This is a genomic window from Ruegeria sp. AN11, assembly GCF_056536005.1.
This window is the reverse complement of the sequence record NZ_JBQFJD010000002.1, coordinates 641,059-655,678: the sequence shown is the minus strand read 5'-3', so window position 1 is coordinate 655,678 and position 14,620 is coordinate 641,059. Positions and strand designations below refer to the sequence as shown.

14 protein-coding genes are annotated in these 14,620 nt (G+C 56.5%); 3 read left to right on the top strand and 11 right to left on the bottom strand.

Annotated elements, in window-relative coordinates:
* Positions 1-69: 69 nt before the first annotated feature.
* Both ACR3EQ_RS22850 and ACR3EQ_RS22845 read right to left on the bottom strand, forming a co-directional pair.
* Complete coding sequence (locus tag ACR3EQ_RS22850; RefSeq protein ID WP_480492220.1) at positions 70-1,407, bottom strand: MFS transporter; 1,338 nt, start codon at positions 1,405-1,407, stop codon at positions 70-72.
* Between the two features lie 4 nt (positions 1,408-1,411).
* The gene (locus tag ACR3EQ_RS22845; protein ID WP_170611769.1) at positions 1,412-1,669 is read right to left on the bottom strand and encodes a metal-sensing transcriptional repressor; all 258 of its coding nucleotides are present in this window, start codon (positions 1,667-1,669) and stop codon (positions 1,412-1,414) included.
* 289 nt (positions 1,670-1,958) lie between these two features.
* On the opposite strand from ACR3EQ_RS22845, the gene ACR3EQ_RS22840 reads away from it, so the two are divergent.
* Positions 1,959-3,473, top strand: a complete 1,515-nt coding sequence (locus ACR3EQ_RS22840) for a malonate--CoA ligase (RefSeq protein ID WP_170815989.1) — start codon at positions 1,959-1,961, stop codon at positions 3,471-3,473.
* 113 nt (positions 3,474-3,586) lie between these two features.
* On the opposite strand, the gene ACR3EQ_RS22835 is transcribed toward ACR3EQ_RS22840, so the two are convergent.
* The 4 genes from ACR3EQ_RS22835 to ACR3EQ_RS22820 form a co-directional block, all read right to left on the bottom strand.
* On the bottom strand, positions 3,587-4,075 hold the full coding sequence (locus ACR3EQ_RS22835) for a universal stress protein (protein ID WP_170611758.1): 489 nt from the start codon (positions 4,073-4,075) through the stop codon (positions 3,587-3,589).
* 24 nt (positions 4,076-4,099) lie between these two features.
* A complete protein-coding gene (locus tag ACR3EQ_RS22830) occupies positions 4,100-5,440 on the bottom strand; it encodes a TRAP transporter large permease (protein ID WP_170611756.1) in 1,341 nt (446 codons plus the stop codon).
* Positions 5,440-6,003: a TRAP transporter small permease gene (locus ACR3EQ_RS22825; RefSeq protein ID WP_170611754.1), complete on the bottom strand. Its 564-nt coding sequence runs from the start codon at positions 6,001-6,003 to the stop codon at positions 5,440-5,442. The genes ACR3EQ_RS22830 and ACR3EQ_RS22825 overlap by 1 nt, the downstream gene beginning before the upstream one ends.
* 62 nt (positions 6,004-6,065) lie before the next feature.
* A complete protein-coding gene (locus ACR3EQ_RS22820; RefSeq protein ID WP_170611752.1) occupies positions 6,066-7,082 on the bottom strand; it encodes a TRAP transporter substrate-binding protein in 1,017 nt (338 codons plus the stop codon).
* Positions 7,083-7,284: 202 nt separating this feature from the next.
* On the opposite strand from ACR3EQ_RS22820, the gene ACR3EQ_RS22815 reads away from it, so the two are divergent.
* Both ACR3EQ_RS22815 and ACR3EQ_RS22810 read left to right on the top strand, forming a co-directional pair.
* The gene (locus tag ACR3EQ_RS22815; RefSeq protein ID WP_170611749.1) at positions 7,285-8,157 is read left to right on the top strand and encodes a LysR family transcriptional regulator; all 873 of its coding nucleotides are present in this window, start codon (positions 7,285-7,287) and stop codon (positions 8,155-8,157) included.
* Between the two features lie 269 nt (positions 8,158-8,426).
* A complete protein-coding gene (locus ACR3EQ_RS22810) occupies positions 8,427-10,283 on the top strand; it encodes an SLC13 family permease (RefSeq protein WP_170611855.1) in 1,857 nt (618 codons plus the stop codon).
* A 41-nt stretch (positions 10,284-10,324) separates the two neighbouring features.
* On the opposite strand, the gene ACR3EQ_RS22805 is transcribed toward ACR3EQ_RS22810, so the two are convergent.
* The 5 genes from ACR3EQ_RS22805 to ACR3EQ_RS22785 form a co-directional block, all read right to left on the bottom strand.
* Entirely contained in the window at positions 10,325-11,158 is an 834-nt protein-coding gene (locus ACR3EQ_RS22805) for a hypothetical protein (protein WP_170611747.1), read from the bottom strand.
* Between the two features lie 175 nt (positions 11,159-11,333).
* On the bottom strand, positions 11,334-12,041 hold the full coding sequence (locus ACR3EQ_RS22800; RefSeq protein WP_170611745.1) for an ABC transporter ATP-binding protein: 708 nt from the start codon (positions 12,039-12,041) through the stop codon (positions 11,334-11,336).
* Positions 12,041-12,772 (bottom strand): ATP-binding cassette domain-containing protein, encoded by a 732-nt coding sequence (locus ACR3EQ_RS22795; protein ID WP_170611743.1) that lies wholly within the window; start codon positions 12,770-12,772, stop codon positions 12,041-12,043. Before ACR3EQ_RS22795 ends, ACR3EQ_RS22800 begins: the two co-directional genes overlap by 1 nt.
* Complete coding sequence (locus tag ACR3EQ_RS22790; RefSeq protein ID WP_170611741.1) at positions 12,769-13,716, bottom strand: branched-chain amino acid ABC transporter permease; 948 nt, start codon at positions 13,714-13,716, stop codon at positions 12,769-12,771. Before ACR3EQ_RS22790 ends, ACR3EQ_RS22795 begins: the two co-directional genes overlap by 4 nt.
* Before the next feature lie 2 nt (positions 13,717-13,718).
* Positions 13,719-14,570, bottom strand: a complete 852-nt coding sequence (locus tag ACR3EQ_RS22785) for a branched-chain amino acid ABC transporter permease (RefSeq protein WP_170611739.1) — start codon at positions 14,568-14,570, stop codon at positions 13,719-13,721.
* Positions 14,571-14,620: the final 50 nt, after the last annotated feature.

Below are 14,620 nucleotides of genomic sequence, written 5' to 3'. Positions count from 1 at the left end.
TCCAAAACTCCGGAAATGTCTTTCGGAGGGATTGCAATAAAATGAATGCCTTCTGGGGACGCCAACAGGTTATAGGGCGGTTTTTGCCTTTGTCTGCCCATCAGCCCTCGGATGCAGATCATCAATAATGATCACGTGCTGATGAGGCTCATCGCCCTGTAGATGTGGGTGATCCTGCGGCAAATCCGGGTGGTCGTGACGGACAGGTCGGCCGTCATCGGCCGGCCATAGTCGCACGGCCGCCAGAAGGCCGAACAAAGCCAGAGCAGACAGTGAGATCATGGCGACAACGGTGCCGAACACGGTGATCAGCCAGCCCGACGCAGGGTAAAATACCAACCAGCAGGCGTGGGACAATGTGAATTGGGCTGCAAAGATTGCCGGGCGGTCTTCAGGATGTGCTGACCTTGTAAGCAGCCGCCCTGTCGGTGTCAGTATTGCGGAATATCCCGCACCAACCAGAAGCCAGCCGACCATCAGAGCGGTTTGGGACAGCGGCGTTGCCAATGATGTCAGCGCCAACGTGAACAGGGTCAGATTGCTTAGCACCGCCCCTGACAGCATCACCTTTCGGTCGGGCACGCTGTTCAGCAGGCGCGGAAGGGTCAATGCGGTCAGCATGGAACCTGCCCCGAACGCCGCCAAGACAACCGCGACAGCGCTTTCCGACAGGCCCAGATCCCCACGCACGATGACAACAGTGTTGACGATGACCATCGCGCCGGTGGCCGAGGCGACCCAGTTCAGCGCCAGCAAGCCGCGCAGGCGCGGCGTTCTGAGATATAGCCGCATCCCGCGCGTTGTCCGATCGTAAATGCCGCGCGGCTTTGCCGGCTTTGGCGACGGCAGAAGCACCGAGACAACCAGAAGCGCCGAAGCGACAAACCCGATTCCGGTGCCCCAGAACAGGTTGTCAAAGCTCATCACGGTCAGCAGCGCCGCGGCGAGCATCGGGCTCAGCAGGCTTTCCATGTCAAACGCAAGACGGGACAGCGACAGCGCCTTGGTATAGTCTCGTTCATCAGGAAGAACGTCGGGGATCGTGGCCTGAAAGGCGGGTGTGAACCCGGCCGATGCCGATTGCAGGACAAAGATCAGAACGTAGACCTGCCAGACCTCTGATACAAATGGAAGGGTCATGGCAACCGCGGCCCGGATCAGGTCGAGGACCACCAGCATTCGTCTCCGATCGACGCGCTCGGCAAATGCCGCCGCAATCGGAGCGATCGTGACATAGGCCACCATTTTGATGGTCAGTGCGGTTCCCAACACCAGCGCCGCCGAATCCCCTGCCAGCTGGAATGCAAGCAAGCCAAGTGCAACAGTGGCCAGACCTGTGCCCGAAAGCGCCACGATCTGGGCGAAGAAAAGATGGCGATAGGTGCGATTTCTAAGAACTGAAAGCATCGGATTACAGGTACTTGCTGATTGTTTTCAACTCTTCCACGGCTCCTTCCGGATCGTCGCCACCCGTCAGACAATGATCGATATGATCATGGATCAAAGCCCGTTTGGCGTTTGTGATCGCTTTCTCGACCGCGTGCAATTGTTGGGCGATGTCGGAACAAGGTTGCTGCAGCTCCAGCATCGAAACCACTTTGGACAGATGCCCTTCGGCCCTTTTCAGTCGTGCAATGATTGCCGGATGGGTTGAGTGGATGTGTGTCATGTGGCGAACCTTATCCTCCCCCGGGGGATATCGTCAATCGATCTGTCTTTCTTGTCGAACGTGTCCCGATACTTCGACAAATGGCCACCGTCGGAACAGTTGCGGGCCGTCGAACAACTTCATTTCCACTGTTGAATGCCTGCCTTACGGCTTCTTATGGTTCTGTCCCTGATGACACGTGAGCCCACCTGAAACGCGGCCCAAAATCCCGCGCTGCTCCACTATTTTCGTTGAGCTAGAAATTCTCAGCCGGTAGGTCTCTTGCATCGCGAATACAAAGGTCAGTTTCTTGGCAAACCCACTCTATGACAGCCTGTTCGGAATTCATGCGGACAAAGACACACCGTTCCTGCATCTCGCGGATGGCAGGGTGATCTCTTATCGCCACTTTCTGAATACAGCAGCGCAGATCGCGAATGTCACTGCGCGGATGGGGTTGCAACCCGGTGATCGGGTCGCGGTGCAGGTCGAAAAAACGCCCGAGGCGCTTGCCCTTTACGCAGCCTGTGTTCAGGCCGGGTTGGTGTTTTTGCCACTCAATACGGCCTACACGGTCGAGGAACTGACCTATTTCATCGAAAACAGCGGCGCATCTCTGGTCGTATGTGACGAACAGAACGAGGACCAACTGAAGTCTGTCAGTACTCCGATGGGGGCCAGCGTTTTAACCCTCAATGCCGATGGCGGTGGCACATTGATGGAACAGGCCGCCGCCATGCCGAACAGCTTTGCAACTGTGGATCGTACAGGAGACGACCTGGCGGTCTTTCTTTACACCTCCGGCACAACTGGCCGGTCCAAGGGGGCCATGCTGACGCAGAACAACCTGCTGTCCAATGCCCGGACGCTGGCAAAGGAATGGCGGTTCTCGTCTGACGATGTGTTGATGCACGCGCTGCCGATCTTTCACGCTCACGGGTTGTTCGTGGCGACCAATGTCTCTCTGATCGCTGGCAGCCGTATGGTGTTCCTGCCCAAGTTCGATCTGGACAACATCATCACACTGATGCCGACGACCACGGCGATGATGGGTGTTCCGACTTTCTACACGCGACTGCTGAATGACGCGCGTTTCACCAAGGAATTGACCGCACATATGCGCCTGTTCATCTCAGGCTCGGCCCCGCTGCTTGCCGATACACATGTTCAGTTCGAGAACCGCACGGGCCATCGCATTCTCGAACGCTATGGCATGACTGAAACCAGCATGAACACGTCCAACCCTTATGACGGTGAACGGCGGGCCGGGACGGTGGGATTCCCACTTCCGGGGGTCGAGCTTAAGGTATGCGACGCAGAAGGCAGTCCGTTGCCCCAGGGCGAGATCGGCGTGATCGAGGTGCGCGGCCCCAACGTGTTTTGCGGATACTGGCAGATGCCGGAAAAAACTGCCGCCGAGTTGCGAGAGGATGGTTTCTTCATCACCGGCGATCTGGGGCGGATAGACGAAGACGGTTATGTCCACATTGTCGGGCGCAACAAGGATCTGATCATTTCGGGAGGCTACAACGTCTATCCAAAAGAGGTTGAACTGGCGCTGGACGACCAGCCGGGTGTTCTGGAAAGCGCAGTCATCGGCGTGCCGCACCCGGATTTCGGTGAAACCGTGGTCGGTGTGATTGTTGCGGAACCGGACGCGCACCCCGATCTGGAAGCGATACAGGCCGCGATCAGCAGCGGTCTGGCCCGCTACAAACACCCACGAAAACTGATCCAACTGGATGAGTTGCCGCGCAATACGATGGGCAAAGTTCAGAAGAACGCGCTACGCGCGCAATTCAAAGACCTGTTCGCGGGCTTGTGACACGATCACCCCGCAAGAGCCCTAGGGGCCTTCGCGTACCATCGGAAGAACCTCAACCCAACCGCTGTGAAAAGAAGATTCTGAGGTCTTCAAGATGAGTCTGAACACCCCTATCAGGTGATGTTGGGCACCACCATCGTTGGAATTGTCGAGCGTCTCAGCACCCGTTTGACGACCGTCCCGATGAAGGTGTGTCCGGTGCCCTGCTCGTGCGTGCCCATGACAATCAGGCCGCAATCCAGCTCGCGCGCGCGCTGCAGGATGGACTCGGCGGGATGCCCGTCAACCAGCTCCACCGAGGCGACAGACGCGTAAGCCTCCTTTCCTTCTTCGGTCAGGGTTTTCACGAACTTCTGCTGGTTCTCTTTCAGCAGTTCCTTCACCGAAGCGTGGCGGTCCCGGATCGCTTTTTTGCGCGATGCATCATCCTGAATGAACATTCGCATCGTCACGATGGCGTCCTGTGTCAGAGGCTCGGTCACGTGCAAAACATGGACTTTCGCCCCATGGGCGCGCGCCATGCTCAGGGCATGGCGCAACGCATTGTTGGCGTTTTCGGACAAATCCGTTGCGAACAGGATGTCTTTGATCTGAGGTAACATGGTTCAGTTCCTTTCTGTCCGCACTCAATACCCAAGCGCCCGCGGCAGCCATAGCGAGATTTCGGGAAAGAACGCTATGATGAAGATGGCGACCGTATTGATGAAGGCAAAGGGCAGCGCTGCAACGGAAATCTTCTCGATTGATATATTGGATATACCGGATGCGATGAAAAGGTTTTCGCCCAATGGCGGGGTTTGGAAACCGATCCCCAGCGTACACACCATCACGACACCAAAGTGGATTGGGTCGATGCCGACGCTGTAGGCCACAGGCAGCATCACCGGAACCAGGATAAGAATGGTTGCCAGCGTTTCCATGAACATGCCAACGAACAGCAGGAACAGGATGACCAGCGTCCAGATCACATAGATGTTGCTTGTGACGGAAAGCATGCCTTCGGCGATCAGTGCAGGGATCTGGTTTTCGACCAGAAGCCGGCCAAACACCGTTGCTGTGAACATGATCAGCAACACGCGCCCCGTCAGCCATGTGGTGGTTTCAAGCGAGGTGAATAGCTTTTCCCAGCTGAGTTCGCGGTAGATGAATGCGCCCACAACCAGTGTGTAGAAGATCGCGACGATCGCCGCCTCGGTCGGGGTGAAAAAGCCCGAATAGATGCCGCCCAGGATCACCACCGGGGCCATCAGGGCCCAGAAGCCGCGATACATTTCGCACCAGATATGACGCATGGACCAGCCCTCGGTCGTACCCTTGTAGCCGCTCTTTTTGGCCAGGATGTAGTTCATCAGCAAAAGGCTGCCGGCGATCACGAAGGCGGGCATGAAACCGGCGATGAACAGTTTCGGGATGGACACGGTCTGGAAGGTGCCATGTTCGGCAACAGCTTCTGGCGGGGCTGGCATGCCGAGCGCGGCAATGCCGAAGATGATCAGCGGGATGGACGGCGGAATGACAATCCCCAGCCCTCCGGACGATGCAGTGATCGCCGAAGCATAGTTGCGTCCGTATCCCCGATCTATCATGGCCGGGATCATCAGCATGCCGACGGCGGCAGTTGTCGCCGGGCCTGAACCCGAAATCGCGCCGAAGAACAGGCAGGCAAAAACTGTTGCCGCCGACATACCGCCGGTGAAGGGACCAGCAAAGCTTTCGGCAACATTGATCAGTCGCCGTGACAGGCCCGAGGCTTCCATTAATGCGCCCGCCAGAATAAACGCCGGCAGGGCCATGAGCGGGAATGAACCCACGGACGTGAACGCAATCTGGACAAATTTGATCGGATTCTCGTCCAGGACGAGAAAGGTGATCATCGTCGAAACGCCAAGCGCGACCGTTATCGGCGCGCCGATGAACAACAGCAACAGGAAGCCGCCGAACAGGATATATACGATTTCACTGCCCATTATTTTGCCTCCCCAATGTCAGTGTGGTCCACGTCAGCGCCCAGGTCTGCGCGGACTTCTTCCAGATCGATCGCGTCAGGATCACGCAGATCTTCGTCCAGAATGATTTTCTTGTAGTTCACCTGAAGGATACGAATGGTCATCAGGGTGAAGGTGATCGGCAAAACGATGTAGACCCAGCTTAGGTGGAACCCCAGGGTCTGGGAGGACTGGAACCGGTTCATGCGGTTGAAGATGAAGTCGATCGCCAGGTAGACGAAGTAGACATTGAAGCAGATCCAGAACAGATCCGCGAAAGCCTCGATATATTTGATCGCGCGAGGGGGCAGAAACTTGAACTGAAACGTGACGCGGTTATGCGCACCCATCTTGGCCGCATAGCTGGCGCCGAAAAACACGAACCAAACGAACATGTAGACGGACAGCTCTTCAACCCACGAGAAAGAAAAGTTGAATACTGTCCTTACGACCACCTGCAAAAACAAAAGACATACAAAGACTGCCAGAAGAAACCGACAGATGTAGCTTTCTATGTTGTCGACTATTCCCCAGAAGTTTTTCATCGGTCCCTCTCCCTCAGAATGGAAAGCGCCAGTCAGGCGCTTTCCTTTGTTTTATACTATTTTCATTCCGAAACGGGGTCGCGGCCGATGGCGGCCAGAACGGCGTTCAGCTTTTCAACACCACCGATGCTTTCATAGAACTTCGGCCAGACCGCTGTGGTTGCCAGTTCGATGAACTCTGCCTCGTCGTTTTCGGGAACATGGATTTCCATACCCTTTTCAACCAGCAGTGCTTTGATCTCGGCTTCCTTGTCGCGCAGGAATTGGGCCGAGGCCTGGGTTGCATACTGCCCGGCTTCCAGTACGGCGGCCTGATCTTCGGCGGACAGACCCTGGAATACCTGCTCGGAAATGATCAGAGGCTCGATCGAGAAGATGTAACGGATTTCAGTCACATAGTCCTGAACTTCGTAGAACTTCATCGCGTTGATCGTGGTGTAGGGGTTGTCCTGACCATCAACAACCTTGGTTTGCAGACCGGCAAAAGTTTCCGACCAGGCCATCGGTGTCGGGCTGATGCCCCACGCCTTATAGGTGTCGATCATGATCTCGTTCTTGGGAACGCGGATAACCAGACCTTCCAGATCCGCAACCGATTTCACCGGCTTCTTGGAGTTCGTCAGAACGCGGAAACCTGTATAGGTCCAGGCAATGATGCGCACACCGGCGTCATTGATCGTGTTTTCGGTCAGTTCCTGGCCAATGGGGCCCTGGGTCAGGGTTTCGGCGTCCTCCAGGCTGAGGATGACGTAGGGCAGCGTGAACACACCTACGGTCGGCGAGAACGGCGTGACGTTGTTGATCGCCAGCAGCGACATGTCCAGCGTGCCGATTGCTGCTTCGTTCACGGTGTCCTGTTCGGACCCGAGCTGGCCGTTCAGAAACAGAGTTGCGGTGTGATTGCCACCCGACAGTTCCTCGAGTTTTTCCTTGAAGGCAAGGCCGGTTGCCTCCTGGCTGGAACCGCCGCTGTCGCCCACGGCAATCTTGAAGTTCTTCGCCATGGCCGGCGCGGCAAAGGTCGCGGCGGCAAACGTGGCAGCCAACGCGACAGATGAGAATGATTTGATGAGTTTCATAAGTCCTCCACCTTATTTGTGACGATGGCATCGCATTCCTACGCCTGTGAGTATGGCGCAAACTGGAGTCACCGGTGGGCGAGTTATAAGTTGCAAAAACGGTTGAGGTAATACAAAGTAATCTACGTAAAGTTCGACAAAAGGAAACCTTTCAATTCCAAAGAAACTCGCCATTACGCGCATCTCGGATGTGGACATTCGCTTGCTGCAGATTTTTCGTACCGTGGTTGCCTGCGGAGGGTTCACCGCCGCCGAGTTTGAGCTCAACATCGGGCGCTCAACTATCAGCAAACACATCTCGGATCTCGAAACCCGCCTGAACCTGAAACTATGCCATCGCGGGCCCGCCGGGTTCTCGCTGACCTCCGACGGCCAACATGTCCTGAAGTCCGCAGACAGCCTGTTTGCCTCAATCGACAGATTTCAGAACATTATCGGTGAGGTTCGCGCCGAAATGGCGGGAAAGTTGAAGATTGCAATCTTTGACCGGTCTTCATCCAACCCGGATGCCGAAATGTCCGAGGCAATTCGACTATTCCGAAACCGGGCGCCGGGCGTCACGCTCGATATTTCGGTCGAACCGCCCAACGTGATCGAAGAAGGTGTCATAAACGGTCGATTCAATCTGGGCATCGTCCCCTTGCACCGCCAATCGCCGATGTTGAACTATTCGCCCCTGTATACCGAAGACATGCGCCTGTTTTGCGGCCAGAATCACGAGCTGTTTCAGCGCGCAGAAACCGAGTTCAAGTTAAGTGAGCTTCGAAAGTACACCTACGCGGGCCTGAGCTTTAACTCACCCAACATGTCGATCCATCAAAAACTGAAACTGAGAAAGTCTGCCTTTGTCCAAAGCGAAGAAGCGTTGGCACTTCTCATCCTTTCCGGTTGCTATCTGGGCTTCTTGCCGACCCATCAGGCACAGCCGTTCGTGGAAGCTGGTCAAGTCCGGGAAGTCCGTTGCGAAGCTGCGGAATATATTTCAAGCATGGCCGCAATCGTGCGCAAAAGCGCTTCGCAAGGGCGCAGGTTGAACGTGTTTCTTGAGTGCCTGAAAGACGCTCATGACAGGTAGGCTATGAAATGCCGGTCCGGTTACTTTATTCGACCACCCAAAGTTAGCGGGATCGGATTCTTCACCATTGAGAGCACGGTGCCCGATTGGTTGGAGCAAGCAGTGTGTCAACTTGTTCAAAGCTCGGGCTCCTGGCATAATTTTATTTCGTTTCCGCCATAGTTGGCGAAACTTCATGACAAGGCTGGCGCAATAAGTTAAGTGTTCCCAAAAGACCAAAATACAATTTCCCGGTGAACTTTGTGGAACAAGTAACCTTTACGTTCGAGATGGGTGTGGTTTGCGCCCTGTTGGCCTTCACCGTTTTCCTGTTTGTTTCCGAAATCGTAAGAATTGACCTTTCCGCCATACTGGTTTTGGTCATCGTCGGCCTTCTCAGTTATGCGCCCGGGCTGGAGAACCTGGCAAATGTCTCTCGACTGTTCGACGGGTTCGCGTCCAACGCCGTTATTTCAATCATCGCGGTCATGATTGTCGGTGCCGGATTGGACAAGACCGGCATCATGAACAAAGTGGCCGCCGTCATCCTGAAATACGGCGGCACAGCCGAGAACCGGGTTTTGCCGATCGTGTCAGGCACTGTCGGAGTGATCTCGTCTTTCATGCAGAATGTCGGCGCGGCGGCCTTGTTTTTACCGGTTGTCAGCCGAATTTCCTCAAGGTCCGGCATTCCGCTTTCGCGACTGCTGATGCCGATGGGTTTTTGCGCCATTCTGGGCGGCACCATGACTATGGTCGGTTCTTCCCCACTGATCTTGCTGAATGACCTCATTCTGACGGCCAATGACGGGTTGCCCGAAGGGCAGAAAATTGAACCGTTTGGACTTTTTTCAGTCACTCCAATCGGCATGGCCCTGATCCTGACGGGTATCGCATATTTTCTTTTGCTCGGGCGCTGGGTACTGCCGACTGAAGGCGCGTCTGATGCAACAGGGACCGGGCAAGGCACGCAAGAATATCTGCAAAGGGTCTACGGCCTCAAAGCAGACGTTTTTGAGGTCATCGTCCCCGAGGACAGCCCCCTGGTGGGGCAGATATTGGCCGATATCAACCACGAGAACCACCTTTACATCATCTCGACATTCTATCGCGGGAAAACCTCGATGGTGCAGGTACTGACCGCCGAGATTGCCGCACCTTGCCGGCTGGCCATCATCGGGCGTCGCTGGGTGGTCGAGGAGTTCGCGCAGAAGTTCGGTCTGACCGTTTTGCCCGAACTGGATATCTTCGTCGAAGAGTTTGCACCCACCAATGCCGGGATCGCAGAAGTTGTCGTGACCCCGGACAGCAAGCTGATCGGCAAATGCCCGCGCGAGCTTTTGTTCCGCAAGACCTATGGCATGTCATTGCTGGCGATCCATCGCGGGGAAGAAACGCTCAGCCATGTCGAGACGGATGATCACGCATCAACCCAGATCGGCCTTGAAGCATTTCACGCCGGTGACATGCTGGTCGCCCATACCCGATGGGACAACCTGATGCGGATCAAGCGCGATCCGGATTTTGTCGTTGTGACCACGGACTTTCCGCAAGACGAATTGCGGCCGCAAAAGGTCGGTTGGGCGCTTGCCTTTTTTGCCATTTCCTTGTCGCTGATCCTGTTCACCGACGTCCGGCTGTCACTATGCCTGCTGACCGGAGCGGCCGGCATGATGCTGACCCGCGTGTTGAGTGTGGACGAGGCATATCGCGCAGTTGGGTGGAACACCGTTTTCCTTCTTGCCTGTCTCATTCCACTTGGTCAGGCCGTGCAGAATACCGGGACGGCCGCATGGATTGCGCAGCAGATCATGACCATTCTGGACGGCTGGCCCATTTGGGCGCTTCAGGCTGGGGTGGCAATACTGGCCACAGCTTTTTCGCTGGTAATGTCGAATGTCGGGGCAACCGTCTTGCTTGTGCCCCTTGCGGTTTCAATCGCGGTTGCCGCAGGGGGCAATCCGGGGGTCTTTGCGCTGACCGTTGCCATATCGACCTCGAACAGCTTCATCATTCCGACCCATCAGGTGAATGCCCTGATCATGGGTCCAGCAGGCTACAAGGTCATGGATTTCGTGCGATCCGGCGGGGTCATGACAGTCCTGTTCCTGTTCGTGTCTCTGTTCATGCTCAACGTCCTGTATTGATTTTACAGGCATGTCAGTGACAGCCTTGCAGGTCTTTTTTCTCAGACGGCCGTGATTTTGAACACAAGCACCTGCGACCACTGGATATGACACGATGTGGTCCGGAACCCATTTCGACGATACATATGCAGATCGTGTCGGGCTTTCTCGAAGCACTCTGTGTAAAACGGATCATTGGCGAAATGACCGATCACGGGGTTGAGCATGATCAGGATCGTCTTTCGGGTGATGCGGCAGAACTCGTCCAGTATCAGCATCCAGTCCTGAGGGTGGCAATAATGTTCGATCGACTGCATGCAAATCAGCACATCCTTTGATTTGTCCGCCAATGGATAGGGCGTGCGCCCGGCGTCAAACAGCGTCATTGGAATATCGATTGCTTCGATAATCGGGCGATAGGGCCAGTCGTGTACCTTGTGGTCTTTGGGGATCTGAATGCCGTGATTGTCGGTTTCGCAGACAAACGTCTCGTCGTTCAGGCGACGATGCGTGGATGCCAGTTCAGTTTGTTTGTTGTTGAGCATATTGGGAAAGTCACTTCCCAAAACGGTATGGCCAAAGTGCCGGGCAACCTCGAGCATACCGCCATGCGCCGTCGACATCTCGAATATGTCCTGCGGTTCTTCGGGGTACATCAACTCGGGAAGGTAAAGCTGAAACCTGTTCCAGCACCTTCGGATGTTGTTGGCACGATTGATATATTTCCTTTGTACGCGGATCTGCTCAAGCTCGGTATTGTCACCATTGGAATACGGCGTGAGAAGTTCAGCGGGTACCGGATGGTCGAACAGATGGCCGTTATCGCCCATGACCCGTTCAGCACGAACTCGTTTTTCAAGCCTGCGCTTTTCTGCAGCCGTGAACTCTTCCGACATGTATTGGTCCCATCCTTCTGTACCGCGCCTACTCGGGTGTTCTAGACGCCCGAGCGCCGGTACCCGCCCCATTTGGTACAGAACCCGTGCAGCAGACAACACCAAAACCCAGGTCGTGTGTGGTAGTTCTGAGGAATTGTCGCCGAGACGGCACGCAAAACTGAACCGATCGGATTCAGTGCCCGCCGAAATACGCTTCGAGCAGCCTTTTGTCGTTCCGCAGTTCGTCCGCAGTGCCGGACGTTTGCATGCGGCCGGACTCGAGCACGTAAATTTGGCTGGCCAGCGACAGGGCGAAGTTGGCGTTTTGTTCGGTGATGACCACGGTCAGGCCGTATTCCTTGTTTAACTGACGCACGACCTCGGCGATCTCAAGGCAGATTTTCGGGGCCAGACCGATTGTTGGCTCATCGACCAACAGCAACTCGGGGCTGGTCATCAGGGCCCGTCCGAAGGACACCATCTGCCGTTCGCCGCCGGACTGGGTCGAGGTTTCCTGCCCTTCCCGCTCGGCCAGCCGTGGGAACAGCTTGTGGACCATGTCCAGATTGCTTTCTATATCCTCGCGGGCAGTATAGGCGCCCACCATCAGGTTGTCGCGCACCGACATGTAGGGAAACAGGTTGAACCGTTCGGGCGCGTAGCCGACGCCGTGGCGCACGATTTCGGCCGGTGATCGGCCTGCAAGACTGTGGCCGCGCAGCCGGATATCGCCTTCCGTTCTGACCATCCCCATTATGCTGTCCAGCAGGGTGGACTTACCCGCACCGTTCGGACCGACGACAGCAACGATCTCGCCCGGCTGGACCGTGATCGAGATGTCTGTCAGCGCCTGCGCCTTGCCGTAGAATGCGGACAGGTTTTCGATTTCCAGATAGGACATCAGCCCCCCCCCAGATACGAGGCCTGCACGGCCTTGTCATTCATCACTTCGGTGAATGTGCCTTCGGCGATCATCGTTCCCCGCTCAATTGCAATGGCACGGTCGATCAGGGGTTCAAGCGCGGGCAGATCGTGGCTGACGATCAGAAAAGTCATGCCGTCCTTGCGCATCGACTGGATGAGGTCCGAGATCTGCGCGATTTCCCCCACCGTCAAACCGGCAAACACCTCGTCCAGCAGCATCACACGCGGCGCGGTGGCCATGGTGCGCGCCATTTCCAGCTTGCGCAGATCGCCCATGGCCAGTTCGGATGGTGTCCGTTGCAGGTCAGCCTCGGTGAAGCCGACGCTCAAGGCCAGTTCCCGTTCCCGATCCGTGTCAGGGGATTTGGTGATCATGCGCCAGATGTTGTCAGGCATCAGGCCCACGCGGATATTCTCGGCCACGTTCATGTCGCCGAAGGGCCGCGGGATTTGATACGTGCGGCTGACGCCCGCCCGAATGCGCCGGGACGTGGGCAGGGCCGATATCTCCTGCCCGAAAAGTTCGATCGTGCCGCTGTTCTGTCGCAGTTCGCCCATGATCTGGCTGAACACGGTGGTCTTGCCCGCCCCGTTCGGACCGATCAGACCCAGCGATTCCCCTTCTTTGAGGGAAAAGGACAGACCATTCGTGGCCACCAGCCCGCCAAAGCGTTTGATCAGATGGGAAACGTCCAGTGCCACAGTCACGCCACACCCCCTTTCCGCAGCCGGGTGAATCCGCGCCGCACCAGTTCCACCAGCCCTTTGGGTTGGTACATGTAGAGGATCAGCGCGATGGCACCGTAGACAAAATACCGCTCGGCCCCCGGCAGGACCGGCCGCAGGTATTCCAGCAGGAAGGTCATGAAGAATGCGCCGATCATCGGCCCAATGATGGTCGATGTACCGCCCAGCAGTGCGGCAACGATGATGGTAAACAGGAAGTTGATGTCAAACAGCGCACGCGGGGCCAGTGATCCCAGATAGTGCACATAGAAAGCCCCGCCCAGCCCTGCGATAAACGCGCTGGTCAAAAAGGCAAACGCTTTCAGCCGGGTGGTGCTGAGCCCGGAGCCGCGCACGCTTTCCTCGTTCATGCCGATCGCTGCCAGCGCTGTGCCCAGCCGGGTTTTCATCAGCAGCCACATGCTGACGGCGACGCTCAGCATCAGGGCCGTCGACAGGTAGTACCCGTTTGCTGCGCCCCGCGTCAGGGTCTGGATACCCGACATCCCCCGTGTACCGCCGGTCAGGTCCGGGCGGATCACCTGCACCAGCTGATACAGCAGCTCCATGAAGGCCAGTGTAACCAGTGCGAAATAGCTTCCGCGAATACGCAACGCAGGCAGCAGCACCAGCAGTCCGGCTGCCATGGTGACCAGCACCGCGACCGGGATCGAGATTTCAACCGGCACATCAAACCGTTTGGTCAGAATGGCGGTCGTGTACGCTCCGATGCCGATTAGGAAAGGGTGGCCAAAGCTCACGTATCCTGTCCGCCCGGACAGCACGTCCCAACTGATCGCGAAGATCGCCAAGTAGTTGGCAAAGATCATCGTACGCAGTGTTCCGTTGGAAACGACCTGAGGCAACAGGAACATCCCCGCAATCAGACCACCCCAGAGGGCAAAGTGAAACCAGCGCAGCCCCATCTTTATAACTCCTCACGGCCAAACAGGCCCTGCGGGCGGGTCACCAGAACACCAATGATCAGCAGCATGGTGAAGACACCGCGCAACTCGGGCGCAAGGGTCGCCACCACGATGACTTCAAGAAAGCCGACGATGTGTGCGACAACCAAGGTCCCGATGATCGACCCAATTCCGCCCACGATGACAACGGCCACCGAGATGATCAGCGGGGCGACCCACATGGATGGCGAAAGCTGCGTGTAACTGGCGAAGAACACACCCCCAAGTGCCCCCAATGCCCCCGAGATGCCCCAGGTGATCAGGTTGATCCGGTCCGGGTCGATCCCCGAGATAGCAGCCCCCTTGGCGTCCATCGAAACCGCCTGCATTGCCCGCCCGGTGTGGGTGAGCCGCACGAACGCGTATAGACCCAGAAGAATGGCCCAACTGATGAGCGTAGCAATCAGGATGTTGTAGGTGACGGACGCTCCGGCAACGTTGATCACTCCGGGCACGATGGGCAGCAGGATCTTACTGCTGTCGCCAAAGACCAAAACGATCCCGGCCTGTATCACGACCGCAAGGATCAGCGTCGATATTTCGACCGCCACATGATCACCTTTGAGCGTCTTCACGATCAGGCGGTACTTCAGAATACCCATCAGAACGCCCAGTGCGGCGGCCACGACAACGCCCATGAGCTTGGGCATCCCCAGCGTTTGCGATACCCAGAAGTAGATGTACCCACCGACCATCAGATAGGCGCCATACGCCAGATTCAGAACTCGCCCTATGCTGAAGATCAGCGTGAAACCCATTGCGATAAGCGCATAGAGACCACTGAGCAAAAGCCCCTGGATCAGTATCTGCAACATTGAGGTATCCCTGGCTGCGGGCGCACGCTGTCGCGCGCCCGGTTCAAGCT

Coding starts and splice junctions, on each gene's coding strand:
- ACR3EQ_RS22810 (WP_170611855.1), top strand. CDS start 8,427: ATGGGTGTGGTTTGCGCCCTGTTGGCCTTCACCGTTTTCCTGTTTGTT.
- ACR3EQ_RS22850 (WP_480492220.1), bottom strand. CDS start 1,407: ATGCTTTCAGTTCTTAGAAATCGCACCTATCGCCATCTTTTCTTCGCC.
- ACR3EQ_RS22845 (WP_170611769.1), bottom strand. CDS start 1,669: ATGACACACATCCACTCAACCCATCCGGCAATCATTGCACGACTGAAA.
- ACR3EQ_RS22825 (WP_170611754.1), bottom strand. CDS start 6,003: ATGAAAAACTTCTGGGGAATAGTCGACAACATAGAAAGCTACATCTGT.
- ACR3EQ_RS22785 (WP_170611739.1), bottom strand. CDS start 14,570: ATGTTGCAGATACTGATCCAGGGGCTTTTGCTCAGTGGTCTCTATGCG.
- ACR3EQ_RS22805 (WP_170611747.1), bottom strand. CDS start 11,158: ATGTCGGAAGAGTTCACGGCTGCAGAAAAGCGCAGGCTTGAAAAACGA.
- ACR3EQ_RS22820 (WP_170611752.1), bottom strand. CDS start 7,082: ATGAAACTCATCAAATCATTCTCATCTGTCGCGTTGGCTGCCACGTTT.
- ACR3EQ_RS22800 (WP_170611745.1), bottom strand. CDS start 12,041: ATGTCCTATCTGGAAATCGAAAACCTGTCCGCATTCTACGGCAAGGCG.
- ACR3EQ_RS22835 (WP_170611758.1), bottom strand. CDS start 4,075: ATGTTACCTCAGATCAAAGACATCCTGTTCGCAACGGATTTGTCCGAA.
- ACR3EQ_RS22830 (WP_170611756.1), bottom strand. CDS start 5,440: ATGGGCAGTGAAATCGTATATATCCTGTTCGGCGGCTTCCTGTTGCTG.
- ACR3EQ_RS22790 (WP_170611741.1), bottom strand. CDS start 13,716: ATGGGGCTGCGCTGGTTTCACTTTGCCCTCTGGGGTGGTCTGATTGCG.